General features: G+C 69.5%; 14 protein-coding genes. 9 read left to right on the forward strand and 5 right to left on the reverse strand.

Annotation, left to right across the window (positions count from 1 at the left end):
* Positions 1-84 precede the first annotated feature (84 nt).
* A complete protein-coding gene (locus AC1DB1_RS02135; RefSeq protein ID WP_477199611.1) occupies positions 85-378 on the forward strand; it encodes a GNAT family N-acetyltransferase in 294 nt (97 codons plus the stop codon).
* A gap of 41 nt (positions 379-419) precedes the next feature.
* Positions 420-1,424 (forward strand): quinone oxidoreductase family protein, encoded by a 1,005-nt coding sequence (locus AC1DB1_RS02140; protein ID WP_477199612.1) that lies wholly within the window; start codon positions 420-422, stop codon positions 1,422-1,424.
* 186 nt (positions 1,425-1,610) lie between these two features.
* Here the strand turns inward: AC1DB1_RS02140 and AC1DB1_RS02145 are convergent, their stop codons facing one another.
* Positions 1,611-3,311: a SulP family inorganic anion transporter gene (locus AC1DB1_RS02145; protein WP_477199613.1), complete on the reverse strand. Its 1,701-nt coding sequence runs from the start codon at positions 3,309-3,311 to the stop codon at positions 1,611-1,613.
* 26 nt (positions 3,312-3,337) lie between these two features.
* Complete coding sequence (locus AC1DB1_RS02150; RefSeq protein WP_271176962.1) at positions 3,338-3,733, reverse strand: SHOCT domain-containing protein; 396 nt, start codon at positions 3,731-3,733, stop codon at positions 3,338-3,340.
* A 159-nt stretch (positions 3,734-3,892) separates the two neighbouring features.
* On the opposite strand from AC1DB1_RS02150, the gene AC1DB1_RS02155 reads away from it, so the two are divergent.
* The 3 genes from AC1DB1_RS02155 to AC1DB1_RS02165 are packed head-to-tail and all read left to right on the forward strand — an operon-like array spanning position 3,893 to position 8,780.
* Positions 3,893-6,256: an arylsulfatase gene (locus AC1DB1_RS02155; RefSeq protein ID WP_477199614.1), complete on the forward strand. Its 2,364-nt coding sequence runs from the start codon at positions 3,893-3,895 to the stop codon at positions 6,254-6,256.
* A gap of 2 nt (positions 6,257-6,258) precedes the next feature.
* The gene (locus AC1DB1_RS02160; protein WP_477199615.1) at positions 6,259-7,188 is read left to right on the forward strand and encodes an HAD family hydrolase; all 930 of its coding nucleotides are present in this window, start codon (positions 6,259-6,261) and stop codon (positions 7,186-7,188) included.
* Positions 7,185-8,780 carry a SulP family inorganic anion transporter gene (locus AC1DB1_RS02165; protein ID WP_271176959.1) on the forward strand — a complete coding sequence of 532 codons (1,596 nt, stop codon included), beginning with the start codon at positions 7,185-7,187 and terminating at the stop codon, positions 8,778-8,780. Before AC1DB1_RS02160 ends, AC1DB1_RS02165 begins: the two co-directional genes overlap by 4 nt.
* Here the strand turns inward: AC1DB1_RS02165 and AC1DB1_RS02170 are convergent.
* Both AC1DB1_RS02170 and AC1DB1_RS02175 read right to left on the reverse strand, forming a co-directional pair.
* Positions 8,770-9,588 carry a hypothetical protein gene (locus tag AC1DB1_RS02170; protein WP_477199616.1) on the reverse strand — a complete coding sequence of 273 codons (819 nt, stop codon included), beginning with the start codon at positions 9,586-9,588 and terminating at the stop codon, positions 8,770-8,772. The genes AC1DB1_RS02165 and AC1DB1_RS02170 overlap by 11 nt on opposite strands.
* Positions 9,585-12,209 carry a DUF4062 domain-containing protein gene (locus tag AC1DB1_RS02175; protein ID WP_477199617.1) on the reverse strand — a complete coding sequence of 875 codons (2,625 nt, stop codon included), beginning with the start codon at positions 12,207-12,209 and terminating at the stop codon, positions 9,585-9,587. Before AC1DB1_RS02175 ends, AC1DB1_RS02170 begins: the two co-directional genes overlap by 4 nt.
* A gap of 195 nt (positions 12,210-12,404) precedes the next feature.
* Here AC1DB1_RS02175 and AC1DB1_RS02180 point away from each other — a divergent pair, with 195 nt between their 5' ends.
* On the forward strand, positions 12,405-12,863 hold the full coding sequence (locus AC1DB1_RS02180; protein WP_477200075.1) for an SRPBCC family protein: 459 nt from the start codon (positions 12,405-12,407) through the stop codon (positions 12,861-12,863).
* A 55-nt stretch (positions 12,864-12,918) separates the two neighbouring features.
* Positions 12,919-13,284, forward strand: coding sequence for a hypothetical protein (locus AC1DB1_RS02185; protein ID WP_271176956.1), 366 nt, complete (start codon positions 12,919-12,921; stop codon positions 13,282-13,284).
* Between the two features lie 53 nt (positions 13,285-13,337).
* Here the strand turns inward: AC1DB1_RS02185 and AC1DB1_RS02190 are convergent, their stop codons facing one another.
* Complete coding sequence (locus tag AC1DB1_RS02190; protein WP_477199618.1) at positions 13,338-13,559, reverse strand: hypothetical protein; 222 nt, start codon at positions 13,557-13,559, stop codon at positions 13,338-13,340.
* 85 nt (positions 13,560-13,644) lie between these two features.
* Here AC1DB1_RS02190 and AC1DB1_RS02195 point away from each other — a divergent pair, with 85 nt between their 5' ends.
* Positions 13,645-14,628, forward strand: coding sequence for a helix-turn-helix domain-containing protein (locus AC1DB1_RS02195; protein WP_477199619.1), 984 nt, complete (start codon positions 13,645-13,647; stop codon positions 14,626-14,628).
* 174 nt (positions 14,629-14,802) lie between these two features.
* A complete protein-coding gene (locus AC1DB1_RS02200) occupies positions 14,803-15,747 on the forward strand; it encodes an NADP-dependent oxidoreductase (RefSeq protein WP_477199620.1) in 945 nt (314 codons plus the stop codon).
* The last annotated feature ends 14 nt before the right edge of the window (positions 15,748-15,761 follow it).

Here is a 15,761-nt window from a genome sequence, read left to right on the forward strand (position 1 = left end):
GAATCCCCAGGGTGCGGGTCGGGATCCCACGAGTTTCACCATACATCGGGTTGCCTCACGACGCGACGGACGTACCATTGGCGCATGAGCACGGAGTTCAGCAACGAGACCGATGCGAGCCGCTACGCGATGCACATCGACGGCGAGCTGGCGGGGGTGCTCGACTACAGCATCCTGGGCTCGGCGATCTCGCTGACCAGGGCTTTCACGGTTCCCGCCCGACGCGGGCAGGGACTCGCCGCGCAGCTCGTCGAGTTCGCGGTGAACGACATCGAGGCCAGCACCGACCTCCGCATCGTGCCGATGTGCTGGTATGTGGCCGACTGGTTCGAGGCGCACCCCGAACGCTCGGGACTGCTCGAGCGCCGCGCCGGCTGAATGAGCGATCCCGGGCGACCCCTCACCGGATGTGGCGCGAGATGACGACGACGCGACGGGTGCGGGTCACGGCCTTCGGCGCGGCCGACGTTCTCGTGATCGAGTCCGCGGGCCTCCCGGCGCCGCGTCACGGAGCCGTGGTGGTGCGCGTCACACACGCGTCCGTCGGCGCGACCGACGTGCTGGCTCGTCGCGGCGGCTACCTGCTGCAGCCGCGTGCCGGCTTCACCCCCGGCTACGACGGGGTCGGTGTTCTCGAGACGGGCAGCGAAGACGCCGAGCGTCTCGGTCTGCGGCCCGGGATGCGCGTCGCATTCTGCCTGCCCCGGATGCGCACCCACAGCACGCGACTCGTCGTCGCCCCGTCCCTCCTGGTGCGCGTGCCCGATGAGCTGACCTCCCCGATCGCGGCGACCGCTCCCCTCGATCTGCTCACGGCGGGCCTGGCACTGCATCTCACCGGTGCGCAGAGCGGGGACTGGCTCCTCATCCAGGGCGTCACCGGCGCTGTCGGATCGTTCGCCGCGCAACAGGCGACGCGCGCCGGCCTCCGGATCGCCGGCACCGCATCGGCGCGATCAGCGGAGTCCGCCCGCGCGTCCGCCTCCGTCGTCGTCGACTACACCGACCCCGACTGGCCCCGCGTTCTCCGGGATGCCGTCGGCGGCCGGGTCAGCGCGGCGATCGACCACACCGGGGCGTCCGCGGTGCGCGATGCCGTCGATCCGCGGGGAATCGTCGTACGAACAGCCTTCACCGGACGCGCGGGTCACGAACGCGCAGATACGGCGGTGGGCGGGTTCCGGTCGAGCATCCGGCGCTGGGGGCATCCGCGGGAGCGCGTGTGCTCGGTGCCGCTCTTCATCGCCACCCGTCGCGCCGCGTATCGCCGGATGCTCGATGCCGGTCTCGCCGACCTCGCCTCGGGCGCGCTCACCCCTCCGGAGGTCGAGCTGTTCCCGTTCGACGAGGTGCGCGCCGCCGACGAGCGGGCCGAGCATCCTGTCCCGCGGCGCAAAGTGGTGCTGGAGATGCCGCCCGGATAGCGACCTGCGGCCCAGGTCGTGTGGGAATGGCGGATGGCCATTCCCACACGGCATCGGGTAAGACGCCGGCGCCGCCGAAACGGCCCCTAACTCCGTGCAGCGACACGCCGGTGACAACTTGAGTAAACATCGACGTCGACCGGACAGTCAACTCCGGTAGGCGCGTCCGGCTTCCTGGAGGTCGCGTCAGGTCGCCGACGGCGCGAGCGCCTGGAGCGCACTGCGGTTGGTGTCGTAGATCGTCACTCCGTCGATGAGTTCCAGGTGCTGCAGCCGCTCGCGCAGCCCCGGCCGCAGCCGCGTGAGCCCGAGGTCGGTGTTGCGGCTCTCGAGCCACTCCCGCAGCGCGCGCCAGGCGTCCGCCCCCGTCACATCGACGTCGGTCACCGCCTCCATGTCGAGCACCAGATGCTTCGCGTCGGCCGCGCGCACCGCACGCTTGACCGCCTGCTCGAAGGGCGAGCTGTTCGCGAAGAACAACGGCGCCGCGAGGCGGATGACCACGACGCCCGGCGCCGTCGGTTCGCCGGGCGGCGCCTCGTCGAGCAGCGAGCTGCCGGGGTCTCCGTCGGCCGCGAGCGTGTCGATGGCGGGGTTCGCGGCGCGGCGGGTGACGTTGATCACGGCGAGCACGAAGGCGATCACGATGCCCGCGATCGGCCCGAGCAGCAGCGACCCGAGGAAGCAGGCGGCCGCGATGACGAACTCGAAACGGTCCTGCTTCCACAACGAGATCAGGTCCGGGATGCCCAGCAGCGGCACCACGGCGACGGCGACGATCGCGCCGATGGCGGGCGACGGGATGTCCTCGAGCAGCGCGGTGCCGAAGATGAGGAGCGCGAGAGTGCCGACCGCGGTGATCAGCGTCGGCAGCTGCGTGCGGGAGCCGGCCTGGTCCATCGCGGCCGTACGCGACGTGGACGAGCCGACCGTGAAGCCGCCGGTGACGCCGGCGCCGAGGTTGGCGACGCCGAACGCGAAGAGCTCGCGGTTCGGACGGGTGGGATAGCCGCGCTTCTCGCCGTACGAGCGGGAGACCAGCAGCCCCTCCCCCATGGTGACGAGCGTCAGGGCGATGGCCGAGGGGATGAGCGTGAGCCACTCCGTCCACGCGATCACCGGCCAGGTGAACGTGGGAGGACCGGCCTCCACCTTTCCCAGCACAGAGACGCCCGCCTTCTGCGCGTGGGTGAGGACGACGACGATCGTGCCGACGATGAGAACCACGAGCGCCCACGGAACCGCCCGCGCGATCCGGCGACCGCCGAGCAGCACGATGAGCGCGCCGATCGAGATGAGGAGCGACCAGCCGTTCAGCGTCACCAGGCCGCCGAACAGACCGCCGAGCTTGTCGACGAACTCTCCGCCGCTGTCGATCTTGACCCCGAGCATCTTGGCCACCTGGCTCACCAGGATGTCGAGTGCGAGGCCCCCGACGAATCCGATCAGGATCGGCTTGGAGAGGAAATTGGCGAGGAAGCCCAGCTTGAAGACGGAGCAGAGCAGGAACAGCACGCCGCCGATGAGCGCCTGCGCGAGCGCGAGCGTGATGTAGTCCTTGCCGCCTGCGACGGCGAGCCCGCCGAGCGAGGAGGCGACGAGCGCGGCGGCTGCGGCATCCGGCGATGCGACGAGCTGCCGGGACGACACGGTCAGCGCGTAGAGGATCGCCGGGACGACCAGGGCGTAGAGGCCGGCCGTCGGCGGGAGCCCGGCGATCTGGGCGTAGCCGATGTTGAGCGGCACCGCGATCGCGAGGAGGGTGACGCCGGCGAGGATCTCGCGCACGGCGTTCTTGGCGGTGAGACCCGCCAGCGGGCGGATCCGGACTCGACTCTCCGGCGCCGCGGTGTCGCGCGGCGCCGGAGAACCGGAGTTGGTGGTCACGTCAGGTCAGGTGAACCGACGTGCGGTCAGGCGGACGGGTTGTGAGCCAGCGCGTGGGCCTTGAGGTGCTCGAACTCCTCCTGCGTGATCGTGCCGGCGTCGAGAAGAGCCTTCGCCTTGGCGATCTCGTCGGCCGGGCTGGCCGCGGCGACCGTGCGGATGTAGCTGTCGGTGGCCTGCTGAACCTGCTTGGCCTCTTTCTGGCTGCGCTCGGCCATCCCCGGTCCGCGCGCGATCAGGTAGACCAGCGCCGTGAGGAAGGGCACGAAGATCAGGAACAGGATCCACACTGCCTTCCACCAGCCGTTGAGCTTGTGGTCGCGGAAGAGGTCACCGATGATGGCGAACAGCGCGAACAGGTAGGCGATGAACGCGAAGCTCCAGAAGAAGAGCCAGATGATGTCCCAGAAATTGCTCCACATAGTTCGATCGATCCCCTCGTGCACCCTGCGCCCAGTGCACAGGGATGCGGTGAATGTATCGTGCGCCCGGTCACGGCGTCTAGACCCTCTGTTATGCAGGGAGACGCTCGGCTAGGGTCGGCTGCAACGCATCGAAGCTCATGATGGAGGGGACGCAACATGGTTGACGCGCAGGACTCGGTACAACGGGCGACACTCCCGATTCCCGATCTGGCATATACGGGGACGGTCACCTACGACGCGACCGATCCGGATACTCACTATCCGCCGATCAAGCGACTGCTTCCGCCGTCCGACGCCCCGAACGTGCTGGTCGTCCTCATCGACGACACCGGCTTCGGGGCGTCGAGCACTTTCGGGGGTCCTGTTCACACGCCCAACTTCGAGCGCGTCGCCGCGCAGGGCCTCAAGTACACGCGGTTCCACACGACGGCCCTGTGCTCGCCGACCAGGGCCGCACTGCTGTCCGGACGCAACCACCACACCGTTGGCATGGGCGGCATCACCGAGATCGCGACGAGCGCCCCCGGGTACAACTCCCTGCGACCGAACAACTGCGCTCCACTGGCGGAGACGCTGCGCCTCAACGGCTACAACACGGCGCAGTTCGGCAAGTGCCATGAGGTGCCGGTGTGGGAGACGAGCGCGGTCGGACCGTTCGACCACTGGCCGACCCCCGGTGGCGGCTTCGAGTACTTCTACGGTTTCATCGGCGGCGAGACCAACCAGTGGTATCCCGCCATCTACGAGGGAACGACCCCGGTCGAGCCGTGGGGAACCCCCGAAGAGGGTTACCACTTCATGGCCGACATGACCGAGAAGGCCATCGTCTGGACGAAGCAGCAGAAATCGCTCGCCCCCGACAAGCCGTTCTTCACCTACTTCGCCCCCGGCGCGACCCATGCCCCGCACCACGTCCCGCCGGAGTGGGCCGACAAATACACGGGGAAGTTCGACCAGGGCTGGGACGAGATCAGGAACGAGACCTTCGCGCGCCAGAAGGAGCTGGGCGTCATCCCCGAGAACGCGACGCTCACGACGCGCAGCGACGGCATCCCGGCCTGGGATGAGATGAGCGACGAGATCAAACCGGTGCTCGCCCGCCAGATGGAGGTCTACGCCGGGTACCTCGAGTACGCCGACCATCACGTGGGCCTTCTGCTCGACGCGCTCGAGGAGATCGGCGAGCTCGACAACACGCTCGTCTACGTGATCATCGGCGACAACGGCGCGTCCGCCGAGGGCACGATGACCGGAACGACCAACGAGGCGTTCACGATCAACCACATGACCGAGATGGAGGACGACGCGTACAAGATCGCCCACAAGGACGACCTCGGAACGCCGCGCTCGTACAACCACTACGCCATCGGCTGGGCGCACGCGATGGACACCCCGTACCAGTGGACCAAGCAGGTGGCCTCGCACTGGGGCGGCACCCGCAACGGCACCATCGTCTCGTGGCCGAAGGGCATCGCCGCACGCGGCGAGATCCGCAACCAGTTCGCGCACGTGATCGACGTGGCGCCCACCGTGCTGGCCGCTGCCGGCATCCCGGAGCCGTCGACCGTTCACGGCGTGACGCAGCGACCCTGCGAGGGCACCCCGATGAACTCGACGTTCGAGGCCGAGGACGCCGACGAAGTGCACACCACCCAGTACTTCGAGATGCTGGGCAACCGCGCGATCTTCCACAAGGGCTGGACGGCGGTGGCCCTGCACAAGAAGCCGTGGCTCAGTTCGGACCGCGGACTGGACGAGGATGTCTGGGAGCTCTACAACGTCGAGGAGGACTGGACGCAGTCGCACGATCTCGCCGCCCAGGAGCCCGAGAGGCTCGCCGAGCTCCAGCGGCTGTTCCTCATCCAGGCGGCGCGGTTCAACGTGCTCCCTCTCGACATCCGGTCGGCCGAGCGCTTCAACGAGGAGATCGCCGGACGGCCGGCGCTCGTGACGGGGACCTCGCAGACGTTCTACCCGGGCATGAAGCGCCTGAGCGAGAACTCGGTCGTCAACGTGAAGAACAAGTCGTTCACGGTGACCGCCAAGCTGACCGTGCCGGACGGCGGAGCGAGCGGCGTCGTCATCGCCCAGGGCGGTGCGTACGGCGGATGGTCGCTCTACCTGACCGACGGCAAGCCCGCCTTCGCGTACAACATCATGGGCATCACGACCGACTTCACTCGATCGGAGACGGCGCTCGAACCCGGCGAACACGAGCTCGTGATGCATTTCGCGTACGAGGGCGGCGGTCTCGGAAAGGGCGGAACGGTCACGATCACCGATGGCGGCACAACGCTCGCCGAGGGGAACGTGGAGCGGACGCTGCCGTTCTTCTTCTCCATGGACGAGACCGTCGACATCGGCGAAGACCTGGCCTCGCCGGTCTCCAGCGACTACGGCGCGACCGGCAACGCGTTCACGGGGAAGATCTCGTGGATCCGGCTGGATGTAGGCGACGACAACCACGATCACCTGATCGATCCGGAGCACCGGCTGCAGATCGCGATGACCCGGCAGTAACGATGAGCGACCTCCTGCCGTCCTGGCGTGACACGGCGACGAAGAGCGCCATCGTCGACTTCGTGGCCTCGGTCACGACCGGCGATGGCGCCCTGCCCCCGGACGAGCGCGTCGCGGTGTTCGACAACGACGGCACGCTGTGGACCGAGAAGCCCATGCCGACCCAGCTGCACTTCATCGTGATGCGCTGGGCGGCGGCCGCAGCGGCCGACCCGTCGCTCGCCGACCGTCAGCCGTACAAGGCGGCGGTGACCAACGACCTCGCGTGGCTCGGAAAGGCGATCGAGAAGCACTACGACGGCGACGACAGCGACCTGCACACGATGATCGGCGCGATCCTGGCCACCACCGCAGGTGAGAGCGTCGAGGAGTACCAGGCCGCGGTGACCGGGTTCTACCGGGACGCCAAGCACCTGACCCTCGGCCGTTCCTACGCCGGCGCGGTGTACAAGCCGATGATCGAGCTGCTGCGATTCCTCGAGGCCAACGGGTTCACCTGCTACATCGTGTCGGGCGGCGACCGCGACTTCATGCGGCCGATGTCGCACGACTACTACGGCATCCCTCCCGAGCGGGTCGTCGGCTCGGCCGTCGGTCTCAGCTACGACGAGACCGCGAACGAGGTGCGGTACGGCAACGCCTTCTCGTTCATGGACGACGGACCGGAGAAGCCGGTGCGCATCTGGAGCAGGGTCGGGCGGCGCCCGGCGCTCGCGGTCGGCAACTCCAACGGCGACATGCAGATGCTCGGATACGCGAGCGGGCTCGGGATGCTCGTGCACCACGACGACGACACGGGACGCGGCGACGAACCGTACGATGCCGGCGCGGAGAGGGCGCTGGCCGCGGCATCCGGGAACGACTGGACGATCGTGAGCGTGCGCGACGACTGGTCGCAGATCTTCCCCCAGCCCCAGGCAGCCGACGCGTGACGGCCACGACGGCCGCCCGGCGCCGCATCCCGCTCTTTCCCACCCTGGCCGGCTACCAGCGGAGCTGGCTGGGCCGCGACATCCTCGCCGGCGTCTCGGCCGGCGCTGTCGTCATCCCGCAGGCGATGGCGTACGCCACGATCGCGAACCTGCCGGTTCAGGCCGGCCTGTACACCTGTACGGTGCCGATGTTCGTGTACGCGATGCTCGGAGGCTCGCGGGCGATGAGCGTCTCGACGACCTCGACGATCGCGACCCTCACCGCGACCACGCTCGTCTCGGTCGGCGTGGCGGCGCACTCGGACGACATCCCGCGCGACCTGGTGACGCTCACGCTGCTCGTCGGCATCATCCTGCTGGTCGCGCGCCTGCTGCGGCTGGGATCGCTCGTCGAGATCATCAACCGCCCGACGTTGCTCGGCATCCAGGTCGGGGTCGGGGCGACCGTTGCCGTCGGTCAGCTGCCCAAGCTGCTCGGCGAGGAGTCCCAGCCGACCGGGGAGGGCTTCATCCGGTCGATCGTGGCCGTGATCGAGGCGATCCCGCACGCGAACCTCGCGACGACCCTGCTGTCGGCCGGGTCGATCGCCGCGCTGTTCCTGTTCAAGCGGTTCCTGCCGCGGGTGCCGGGGCCGCTGATCGTGGTGGTCGTCGGCATCCTGCTCGTGGCGTTCGGCGTGTTCAACGGCGCCGGGGTGGACCAGATCCCGCCGGTTGCGCAGGGCATCCCCCTCCCGACGCTGCCCAGCCTGCAGAACGTCGTCGGGCTGGTTCCCGGCGCGTTCGCGATCGCGGTGATGGCCTTCCTGGAATCGGCCGCCGTGGCCCGCGGCATCCGGGACCCGGGTGATCGTCCGATCGACAGCAACCAGGAGCTGCTCGCGACGGCCGGCGCCAGCCTGATCGGCGGGTTCTTCCAGACGCTCCCCGCAGCCGGCGGCTTCTCGCAGAGCGCCGTCAACAGAGCGGCTGGCGCCCGCTCGCAGCTGGCCGCGCTGGTGACGGTCGCGCTCGCGCTGCTCGTCGGCCTGTTCCTCGGGCCGATCATCGGGCTGCTGCCGCAGGCGACGCTCGCCTCCCTCGTCTTCGTCGCGGTGTTCGGGCTGATCGACGTGCGAACGCTCGCCAGCCTGTGGCGCATCAGCCGGCGCGACTTCTGGGTGGCGATGGTCACGACCCTGGTCGGGCTCACGGCCGGGTTGCTGGTGGCGGTGGCGACGGGTGTCGTGCTCACGCTCATCCTGCTGCTCTCGGCGCTGAACAAGCCGCGGATCGCCACCGCTGCCGGAGCGGACGGCGAGCTCGTGGTCTCGCTGCTGGCGCCGCTCTACACGGCCAATGTGCTGGGAACGGAGCAGGCCGTGCTCGCCGCGGCCGACGCGCAGCCGGGGCTGACGGTGCTCGTGCTCGACATGTCGGTGCTGCAGGAGATCTCGTTCACCGTGATCGAGACGCTGGAGGACCTCGACCGGGAACTCGCGGGGCGCGGCGTCGAGCTGCGGCTGAGCCGTCTGCCGGCCGGCGCCCGCGCGGTCGCCGAGCGCACGGGATGGTTCAGCGGGCTCGAGGGGGCCGGACGGGTCATCCGTTGAGGCGGCGGAGGCGGACTTCGGCCCAAATGTAGATCGCGGCGTAGGCGAGCAGCGACACCAGGATGCCGCAGACGAACATCGCTGCTGACGGACGGGCCCAGAGCAGCTCCCGGTTGCGGATGGCCAGCGCGAGCGCGATGAACACCAGGCTCGCCAGCTGCGCCTGGAAGACCTGTCGGAACGCCGACCAGCGGCTGTCGCCGAGCATCCACACATTGACCATGCCCGGCAGCGTGAGGATCGCCCCGCAGACCCGCGCCGTCAACGGCGTGAGCTTCCAGCCCCATACGTCGATCGCGATCTGAGGAACGACGAAGAGGCACAGGCCGACGACCAGTGCTGCCAGCCCGACCACCGCGAGCAGGATGCGCACCCAGGCGGGGATGACCACGTCGCGTGCGTCGGGCACGCGCGGATCCTCCCGCCGGTTGAGGATCATCGCCACGAGCACCATGAACGGGGTGGTCACGTAGAGGGTCACCCACACGATGAACGAGATATGCCCGAAGTGGAATTTGCCCCAGTGCAGGAACGTCGCGACGGCCAGCAGCGTGGCGAACACCAGTACAGCGGGGAACCCGTAGCGCACCGCATGCCACCGGTTCGGGCGCACGACGTGCACGAAGAACCAGATCCCGCCGAAGTACGCGCTGCCGAGGAGCATGGCGGTCAGCGACGGGGCGATCGTCCAGGCGAAGAGCGTGTCCGTGTGGTCGGCCAGCGGGTACAGGATGACGAACGCCGCGACCAGGAACGGGATGATGATCGCGCCCACCACCCGTGTGTACGGAAGGATGCGGTCAGTCATGCCCCGCTCGCCGTCAGCGGCGCCGATGCCTCGGCGACGGCCTCCTCCTCGCTCAGCGTCCGCCCCTGCATCACCGCGTCGTCGAGGCCGTCGGCACGGCCGCTCGCCACGAACTGATCGACGAAGGTCTGGTGGAACGAGAACGCCGGCGCGTTGTGCAGTCCGCTGCGCTCGCGCAATGACCGGGATGCCCCCAGCAGGTGACCCGCGCGCACCACGTCTCCCGCGAGAGCCGCCACGGCAACCAGACCTTCCAGCGCGTATGCGACGCCTTCGACGTGGCCGAGCCGGGAGGAGATGCCGAGGCACTCGCCGAAGTCGACCGCCGCATCCTGGACGTCGCCGAGCAGCAGCCGGGCCCAGCCCCGGTGGTGCAGCGCGATGGTCTCGGCGAGCTCGTCGCCCTGCCGGCGCGCGATACGCAGACTCTCCTCGAAGCGGTTCAGGGCGCCGTGCACGTTCTGCCGCAGCAGTGCCACCCGCCCGAGCATCACGAGCGCCATCGACTCGCCCCACAGGTCACCGCTCGACCGGAACAGGCCGAGACTGGTCTCCATCGCGTCGTCGGCGCGCGCGGGATCGGGACTCTGAGCGGCCAGCAGTGCGAGGGCGAGCGAGATCAGGGCCAGAGCCTCGCCGGCCGCATCGCCTTCGCGGTGGAACAGCTCGGCGCTCTCGGTGAGGCCCGACGCGACCGTGCCGTCCGGGTCCTGCCAGAACGTGATCGCCGTGGTGAAGTACAGCGCCGTCGCCCGCGTCACGTCGTCGAGCTCATCCCCCGACGTCAGGGCCTCGTCCATCCACCCGCGCACCTCGCCGAGCAGGCCGGCGACCCACCAGTAGACGTAGAGCGTCCAGGCGAGGTGCGCGGCGGTGCGCCAGTCGCGCTGACCGAGAAGATACCGTTCCGCCGCGCGCAGGTTGTCGCTCTCGTCGCCGAGGCGCAGCACCCACTCCGCCTGCTTCGCTCCCTCGAGCTCCAGCTCGGCACGATCGCCCAGTCGCACGAAGTAGTGCGCGTGCACGCCGCGCATGCGCTCCAGCGCTCCGTCGGCGATCAGCCGCTCGAGGGCGTACTCGCGCACCGTGGCGAGCATCGAGAAGCGCGGACGCTCGCTGGTGTCGTGCTGGCTGAGCAGGCTGCTGTCGACGAGCGCGGCGAGAGCGCTCAGCGTGTCATCGTCACCCGCGCCTCCTGCCGCGCTGCCGCCTGCTGCGGTGCCACCTTCGGCGTCGCCGCTCTCCGGCCCGCTCGCGGCCACGAACTCGGCCGCCTCGAGCGTGAAGCCTCCCTCGAACACCCCGAGGCAGGCGAGCAGACGACGCTCGCTCTCCCCGAGCAGCTGCGTGCTCCACTCGATCGTGCTGCGCAGGGTCTGCTGACGCTCCGGCAGGTCGCGGGCGCCCCCGACCAGAAGAGGCAGCCGCCGGTCGAGGCGCTCCAGCAGCTCGGGCGCCGACAGCACCCGGATGCGCGCTGCCGCCAGCTCGAGCGCGAGCGGCACCCCGTCGAGCGCCTCGCAGATGCGCACGACCGCCTCGGCGTTCTCGGTGGTGATCTCGAAGTCCGGTTTCACCGCGTGCGCCCGCTCGACGAACAGCGCCGTGGCCGGCTCGCCCACCAGGGGCCCGAGCTCGAAGCTCTGCTCACCGCCGAGCCGCAGCAGGGAGCGGCTCGTGACGATCACCGCGATGCCGGGGGCAGCGCCGAGCAGCGCGGCGAGAGCGGGAGCAGCTCCCAGCACCTGCTCGAAGTTGTCGAGGACGAGGAGCATCTGCCGGTTGCGCAGCGCGGTGACGACCTTCTCGGTGATCGGCGCATCGCCGGTGTCGCGCACGCCGATGGTCTGAGCGAGCGTATTCGGCACCGCCGCGGGGTCGTGCACGGTGGAGAGGTCGACGAAGACGGCGCCGTCCGCGAACCGCGGAGCGAGCGCCGTCGCTGCGGCGATGGCGAGCCGGCTCTTGCCGATGCCGCCGGAGCCGGTGATCGTGACCAGGCGGGTGCCGCCCAGCAGCATCCCTTCGAGGTCGGCGAGTTCTCGTTCGCGCCCGATCAGCTCGGTGAGCGGAGCGGGGAGAGCCGCGGCCGCTCCCTCGCTCTCGGCCGCCGCAGCCGGCGCCGACTCCGCGGCTCGGCTCAACTCGAACCGCTCCGCGAGCAGCGTGGCCAGGTCGGACTCGAGCAGCACCGCGAGTTCGTCGGCCGACTCGAAGTACTTGAACGACGCCCGGTCGTCGGAGCGGATGCGATCGAGGAGTTCCTTCAGCCGCGGCTCCCGATTCTCAGCGGGGTCTTTGATGTAGAGCAGACGCGGCAGATCCGGCGGGCACAGGTTGTATTCGTCCTCCAGCCCTGACACGTCCTCGTCGGGCGCGACCCAGCCGTAGCGCTCCCAGTAGATTCCGACGAACACATCGCACTGCTCCAGGTAGGCCCGGTAGAGCTCCCGCGGCGGATGCGGGCGTGCGCCCAGCTCGAACATCACCGGCGCCAGGTGCAGTCGCTCGACGGCGGCTCTCGCGGCCCGGCGCTCGGGCGCGAGTTCCTTGAGGGTCGAACTGACGAAGATCCGCAACCGCTGATCAGGGGTGCGGATGACGCGAGCCCCTGCGCTCATGTCCTGAATTCTGTTGCCCCGCGGCCGATTAGTCCAGCGTTTTTCCCCGGTCGTTGCCGACTACCCGGGCCCCTACCCGCACCGCGCCCGATGTCGACCCCCTCACGTACGTGCGCAGTCCCGCCTACTGTCCACGGTGATGCCAGAGCGCATCGCGGCGCCGACCGGCCCGCACCCGACAGAAGGAGTACTCCCATCGCTACCGTCACCTCATCCGTCGATGTCGACGTCCCCGTCTCCATCGCCTACAACCAGTGGACCCAGTTCGAATCGTTCCCCCACTTCCTCGACGAGGTCGTCTCGATCCGGCAGCTCGACGAGACTCACACGCACTGGGTCGTCAAGATCGGCGGAGCGGAGCGCGAGTTCGACGCCGAGATCACGGAACAGCATCCGGATGAGCGGGTCGCCTGGAACAGCGTCGGCGGCGAGGTCGACCACGCGGGCGTCGTCACCTTCCACCGCCTCTCCGAGTCGACCACCCGCCTGACGGTGCAGCTCGACTGGACGCCGGCCGGCGCACTGGAGAGCCTCGGTGCGGCACTCGGCGTCGACGATCACGCGATCAAGAAGGATCTCAAGAACTTCAAGGAGTTCATCGAAAGCCAGGGGTCCGAGACCGGTGCCTGGCGCGGAGACGTGCAGGCCGGCTGAGCCGGCGCGTCGCCACCCCTGCCGCCCGTGAGGGCCCTGTGGCTAAGCTGTGCGCATGAGCACGAAGAGCAAGCAGGGTCCTCACGAGGAGACGACGCTTCACATGGGAGGATCCCGCGGACTGTGGGGTGCCTTCGCTGGGCTGATCGTCGCCGTTCTGATCGCCTACCCGCTGTCGGCGTGCATCGCCTTCGCCACGCATCCGGCCTCGCAGAAGCTGTTCGGCGGGCGACTGGAATCGGCGTCGCAGGGCGGGTTCGCGGCCTTCTGGTGGGTTCTCGCACTCGCGTGCATCGCGCTGCCGTTCATCGTCGGCTTCGGCATCGCCAAGCTCTCCGCACGCACGGTCGGAATCATCACGGCTGTCGTCGTGGTGTTCCTGATCCTCATCATCGTGCTCGGTCAGCTGTTCGCCTTCTGAGCGGGTCGGGCGGGCGCGTCAGTCGCGTGCGCCGTCGAGCGTCGGTCTGAGCGTCAGCGCCCGGCTTCGCGTGCGTCGAGCACGCCCTGCAGGTCGCGGAACGCGCGCTCGTCGTCGCGCGTCACCCGCCCGCCACGCGCCTGGATCGCCGCCGGCAGCCAGTCGCTCAGCGTGAAGCGCCGGCGGCGCGGGATGCGCGGCTCCGCCTGCTCGGAACGCGTCACCCGGGCGATCCATCCGTGTTCCATTCCTTGTGTCCACACTGTGTTTGCCATGTCTCTAACGCTACGTTCGAACATATTCGGCCACGAGATGGCATTGGGACTATCTTCGTAAAGATTCCGCCAGTACACTCGGAGCATGATCCACTCGGTGGCAGTGCCCCTGATCGACGACTTCGCAATGTTCGAGTTCGGTGTGGTCTGCGAGGTCTTCGGCCTCGACCGCAGCTACGCCGGCCTCCGCCCGTTCGACTTCCGTGTCTGCGGTCTCGAACCGGGCGTGCCCCTCACGAATCCGACCGGGGCGTCGATCATCCCGCCCTTCGGACTCGAGGCGATGGAAGACGCCGACCTGATCGCGGTACCGGCGGCCCGCATCCGTGACGACTACCCGGAGGAGCTGCTCGACGCACTGCGACGCGCGGACGCGCGTGGGGCCATCCTGCTGAGCGTGTGCTCGGGCGCCTTCCTGCTGGGCGAGGCCGGGCTGCTCGACGGGCGCGACTGCACCACCCACTGGCGCTACGCGGAGGCGCTCGCCCGCCGCTACCCGAAGGCGCACGTCGACCCGGACGTGCTGTTCGTCGACGCGGGCAACCTCATCACGAGCGCGGGGACGTCATCCGGCATCGACGCGAGTCTGCACCTGGTGCGCCGCGAGCTGGGGAGCGCCGTCGCCAACACGATCGCCCGCAACATGGTGGTGCCGCCGCAGCGCGACGGCGGTCAGCGCCAGTACATCGACCGCCCGGTGCCCGAGGTCGCCGGCGACACCTTCAGCGAGCTGCTCGACTACCTCTCCGACCGGCTCGACGAGTCGCACACCGTGGACGCCCTTGCCAAGCGCGCGCACATGTCGACCCGCAGCTTCGCCCGGCGCTTCGTGGCGGAGACCGGCGTGGCGCCGATGCAGTGGCTCACGCGCCAGCGCGTCCTCCACGCCCGGCTGCTCCTCGAGACGACCGAGCTCCCGATCGACGAGGTCGCCCGCCAGTGCGGCTTCAGCAGCGCGACGCTCTTCCGCCACCACTTCGCGCAGGAGGTCGGCGTCGCGCCGACGCAGTACCGCCGGTCGTTCGCGAGCGACCCTGCCGACGAAGGTGCGCGCTCCCTGGTCGGCTGAGTTGGCGCTTGTTGTCGCTGCGGGGCCGGATTCCCGCCCCTACGCGACAGTTTGTGACGTCTCGTTTCGCCGTGGGTGCTCCCACCTGTCGAGAGCCTTCCGCTCACCGCGGCGAGGTGATGGGATCGATGGGGGCGTCGGCGGAACCGGCGCGGAGCGAGCGAAGGAGAACCAGTGGCAACGGCTGTGCAGTACGAACGATTCGGCGGACCCGAGGTGCTCGAGGTGGTGGAGGTTCCGACGCCTGACGCTCCCCCGGGCGCCGTCGTCGTCGCCGTGAAAGCCGCCGGGGTGAACCCGATCGACGCCAAACTGCGCTCGGGCGCCCGCGCGAGTTCCGAGATCACGGAGCCGCGCCGTGTCGGTTCGGACGCGGCGGGCGTGGTCGTCGACGTCGGCGACCGCGTCTCGGACTGGTCGATCGGCGACGAGGTCGTGGTGCGCAACGCCGACGGGGCGTACGCCAGCCACGTGGTCGCGCGGGAGGATCAGCTCGTGCGCAAGCCGGCATCCGTGTCATGGGAGGTCGCCGCCGCGATCGGCGTGCCGGTGAGCACCGCCTACCAGGCGCTCCGCTCCCTCGGCGTAACGGATGGCACGACCCTGCTGCTGCACGGCGGCTCCGGGAGCGTCGGCCGCGCGGCCATCCAGTTCGCTCATCGCTGGGGCGCGACCGTCATCGCGACCGCGGCCGAGAACAACCACGAGCGGCTGCGGGAGCTCGGGGCGATCCCGGTCGCCTACGGCGATGGGCTGGCCGACCGCATCCGTGCCGCTGCACCCGGAGGCATCGACCGCGTGCTCGATGCGGTCGGAACCGACGAGGCGCTCGAGGCCTCGTTCGAGCTCGTCGCCGACCGGGATCACATCGGCACCCTCGTGGTCGGGGCGAGGGCCGCCGAGCTCGGGATCCACGCCTGGTCGGGTGGCAACCCCGTGCCGCTCACCGCGGAGGAGCGCCGGCTGCGCGCCGAGGCCTACGCCGTTGTGCTCGATCTCCTGGAGCGGGGCGAGTTCCAGATCGACATCGCCCGCAGCTTCCCGCTCGCCGAGGTCGCCGAGGCGCACCGGCTGGTCGAGGGCGGCCACCCGGGCGGCAAGGTGCTGCTCATCCCCTGATCGGGCGCTGACGG

It is taken from the genome of Leifsonia sp. 10N434, assembly GCF_056394405.1.

What these genes read in the sequence shown, in the direction of transcription:
- AC1DB1_RS02150 (WP_271176962.1), bottom strand. Translation starts at nt 3,733, where the DNA reads ATGTGGAGCAATTTCTGGGACATCATCTGGCTCTTCTTCTGGAGCTTC.
- AC1DB1_RS02155 (WP_477199614.1), top strand. Translation starts at nt 3,893, where the DNA reads ATGGTTGACGCGCAGGACTCGGTACAACGGGCGACACTCCCGATTCCC.
- AC1DB1_RS02185 (WP_271176956.1), top strand. Translation starts at nt 12,919, where the DNA reads ATGAGCACGAAGAGCAAGCAGGGTCCTCACGAGGAGACGACGCTTCAC.
- AC1DB1_RS02140 (WP_477199612.1), top strand. Translation starts at nt 420, where the DNA reads ATGACGACGACGCGACGGGTGCGGGTCACGGCCTTCGGCGCGGCCGAC.
- AC1DB1_RS02190 (WP_477199618.1), bottom strand. Translation starts at nt 13,559, where the DNA reads ATGGCAAACACAGTGTGGACACAAGGAATGGAACACGGATGGATCGCC.
- AC1DB1_RS02195 (WP_477199619.1), top strand. Translation starts at nt 13,645, where the DNA reads ATGATCCACTCGGTGGCAGTGCCCCTGATCGACGACTTCGCAATGTTC.
- AC1DB1_RS02160 (WP_477199615.1), top strand. Translation starts at nt 6,259, where the DNA reads ATGAGCGACCTCCTGCCGTCCTGGCGTGACACGGCGACGAAGAGCGCC.
- AC1DB1_RS02170 (WP_477199616.1), bottom strand. Translation starts at nt 9,588, where the DNA reads ATGACTGACCGCATCCTTCCGTACACACGGGTGGTGGGCGCGATCATC.
- AC1DB1_RS02135 (WP_477199611.1), top strand. Translation starts at nt 85, where the DNA reads ATGAGCACGGAGTTCAGCAACGAGACCGATGCGAGCCGCTACGCGATG.
- AC1DB1_RS02175 (WP_477199617.1), bottom strand. Translation starts at nt 12,209, where the DNA reads ATGAGCGCAGGGGCTCGCGTCATCCGCACCCCTGATCAGCGGTTGCGG.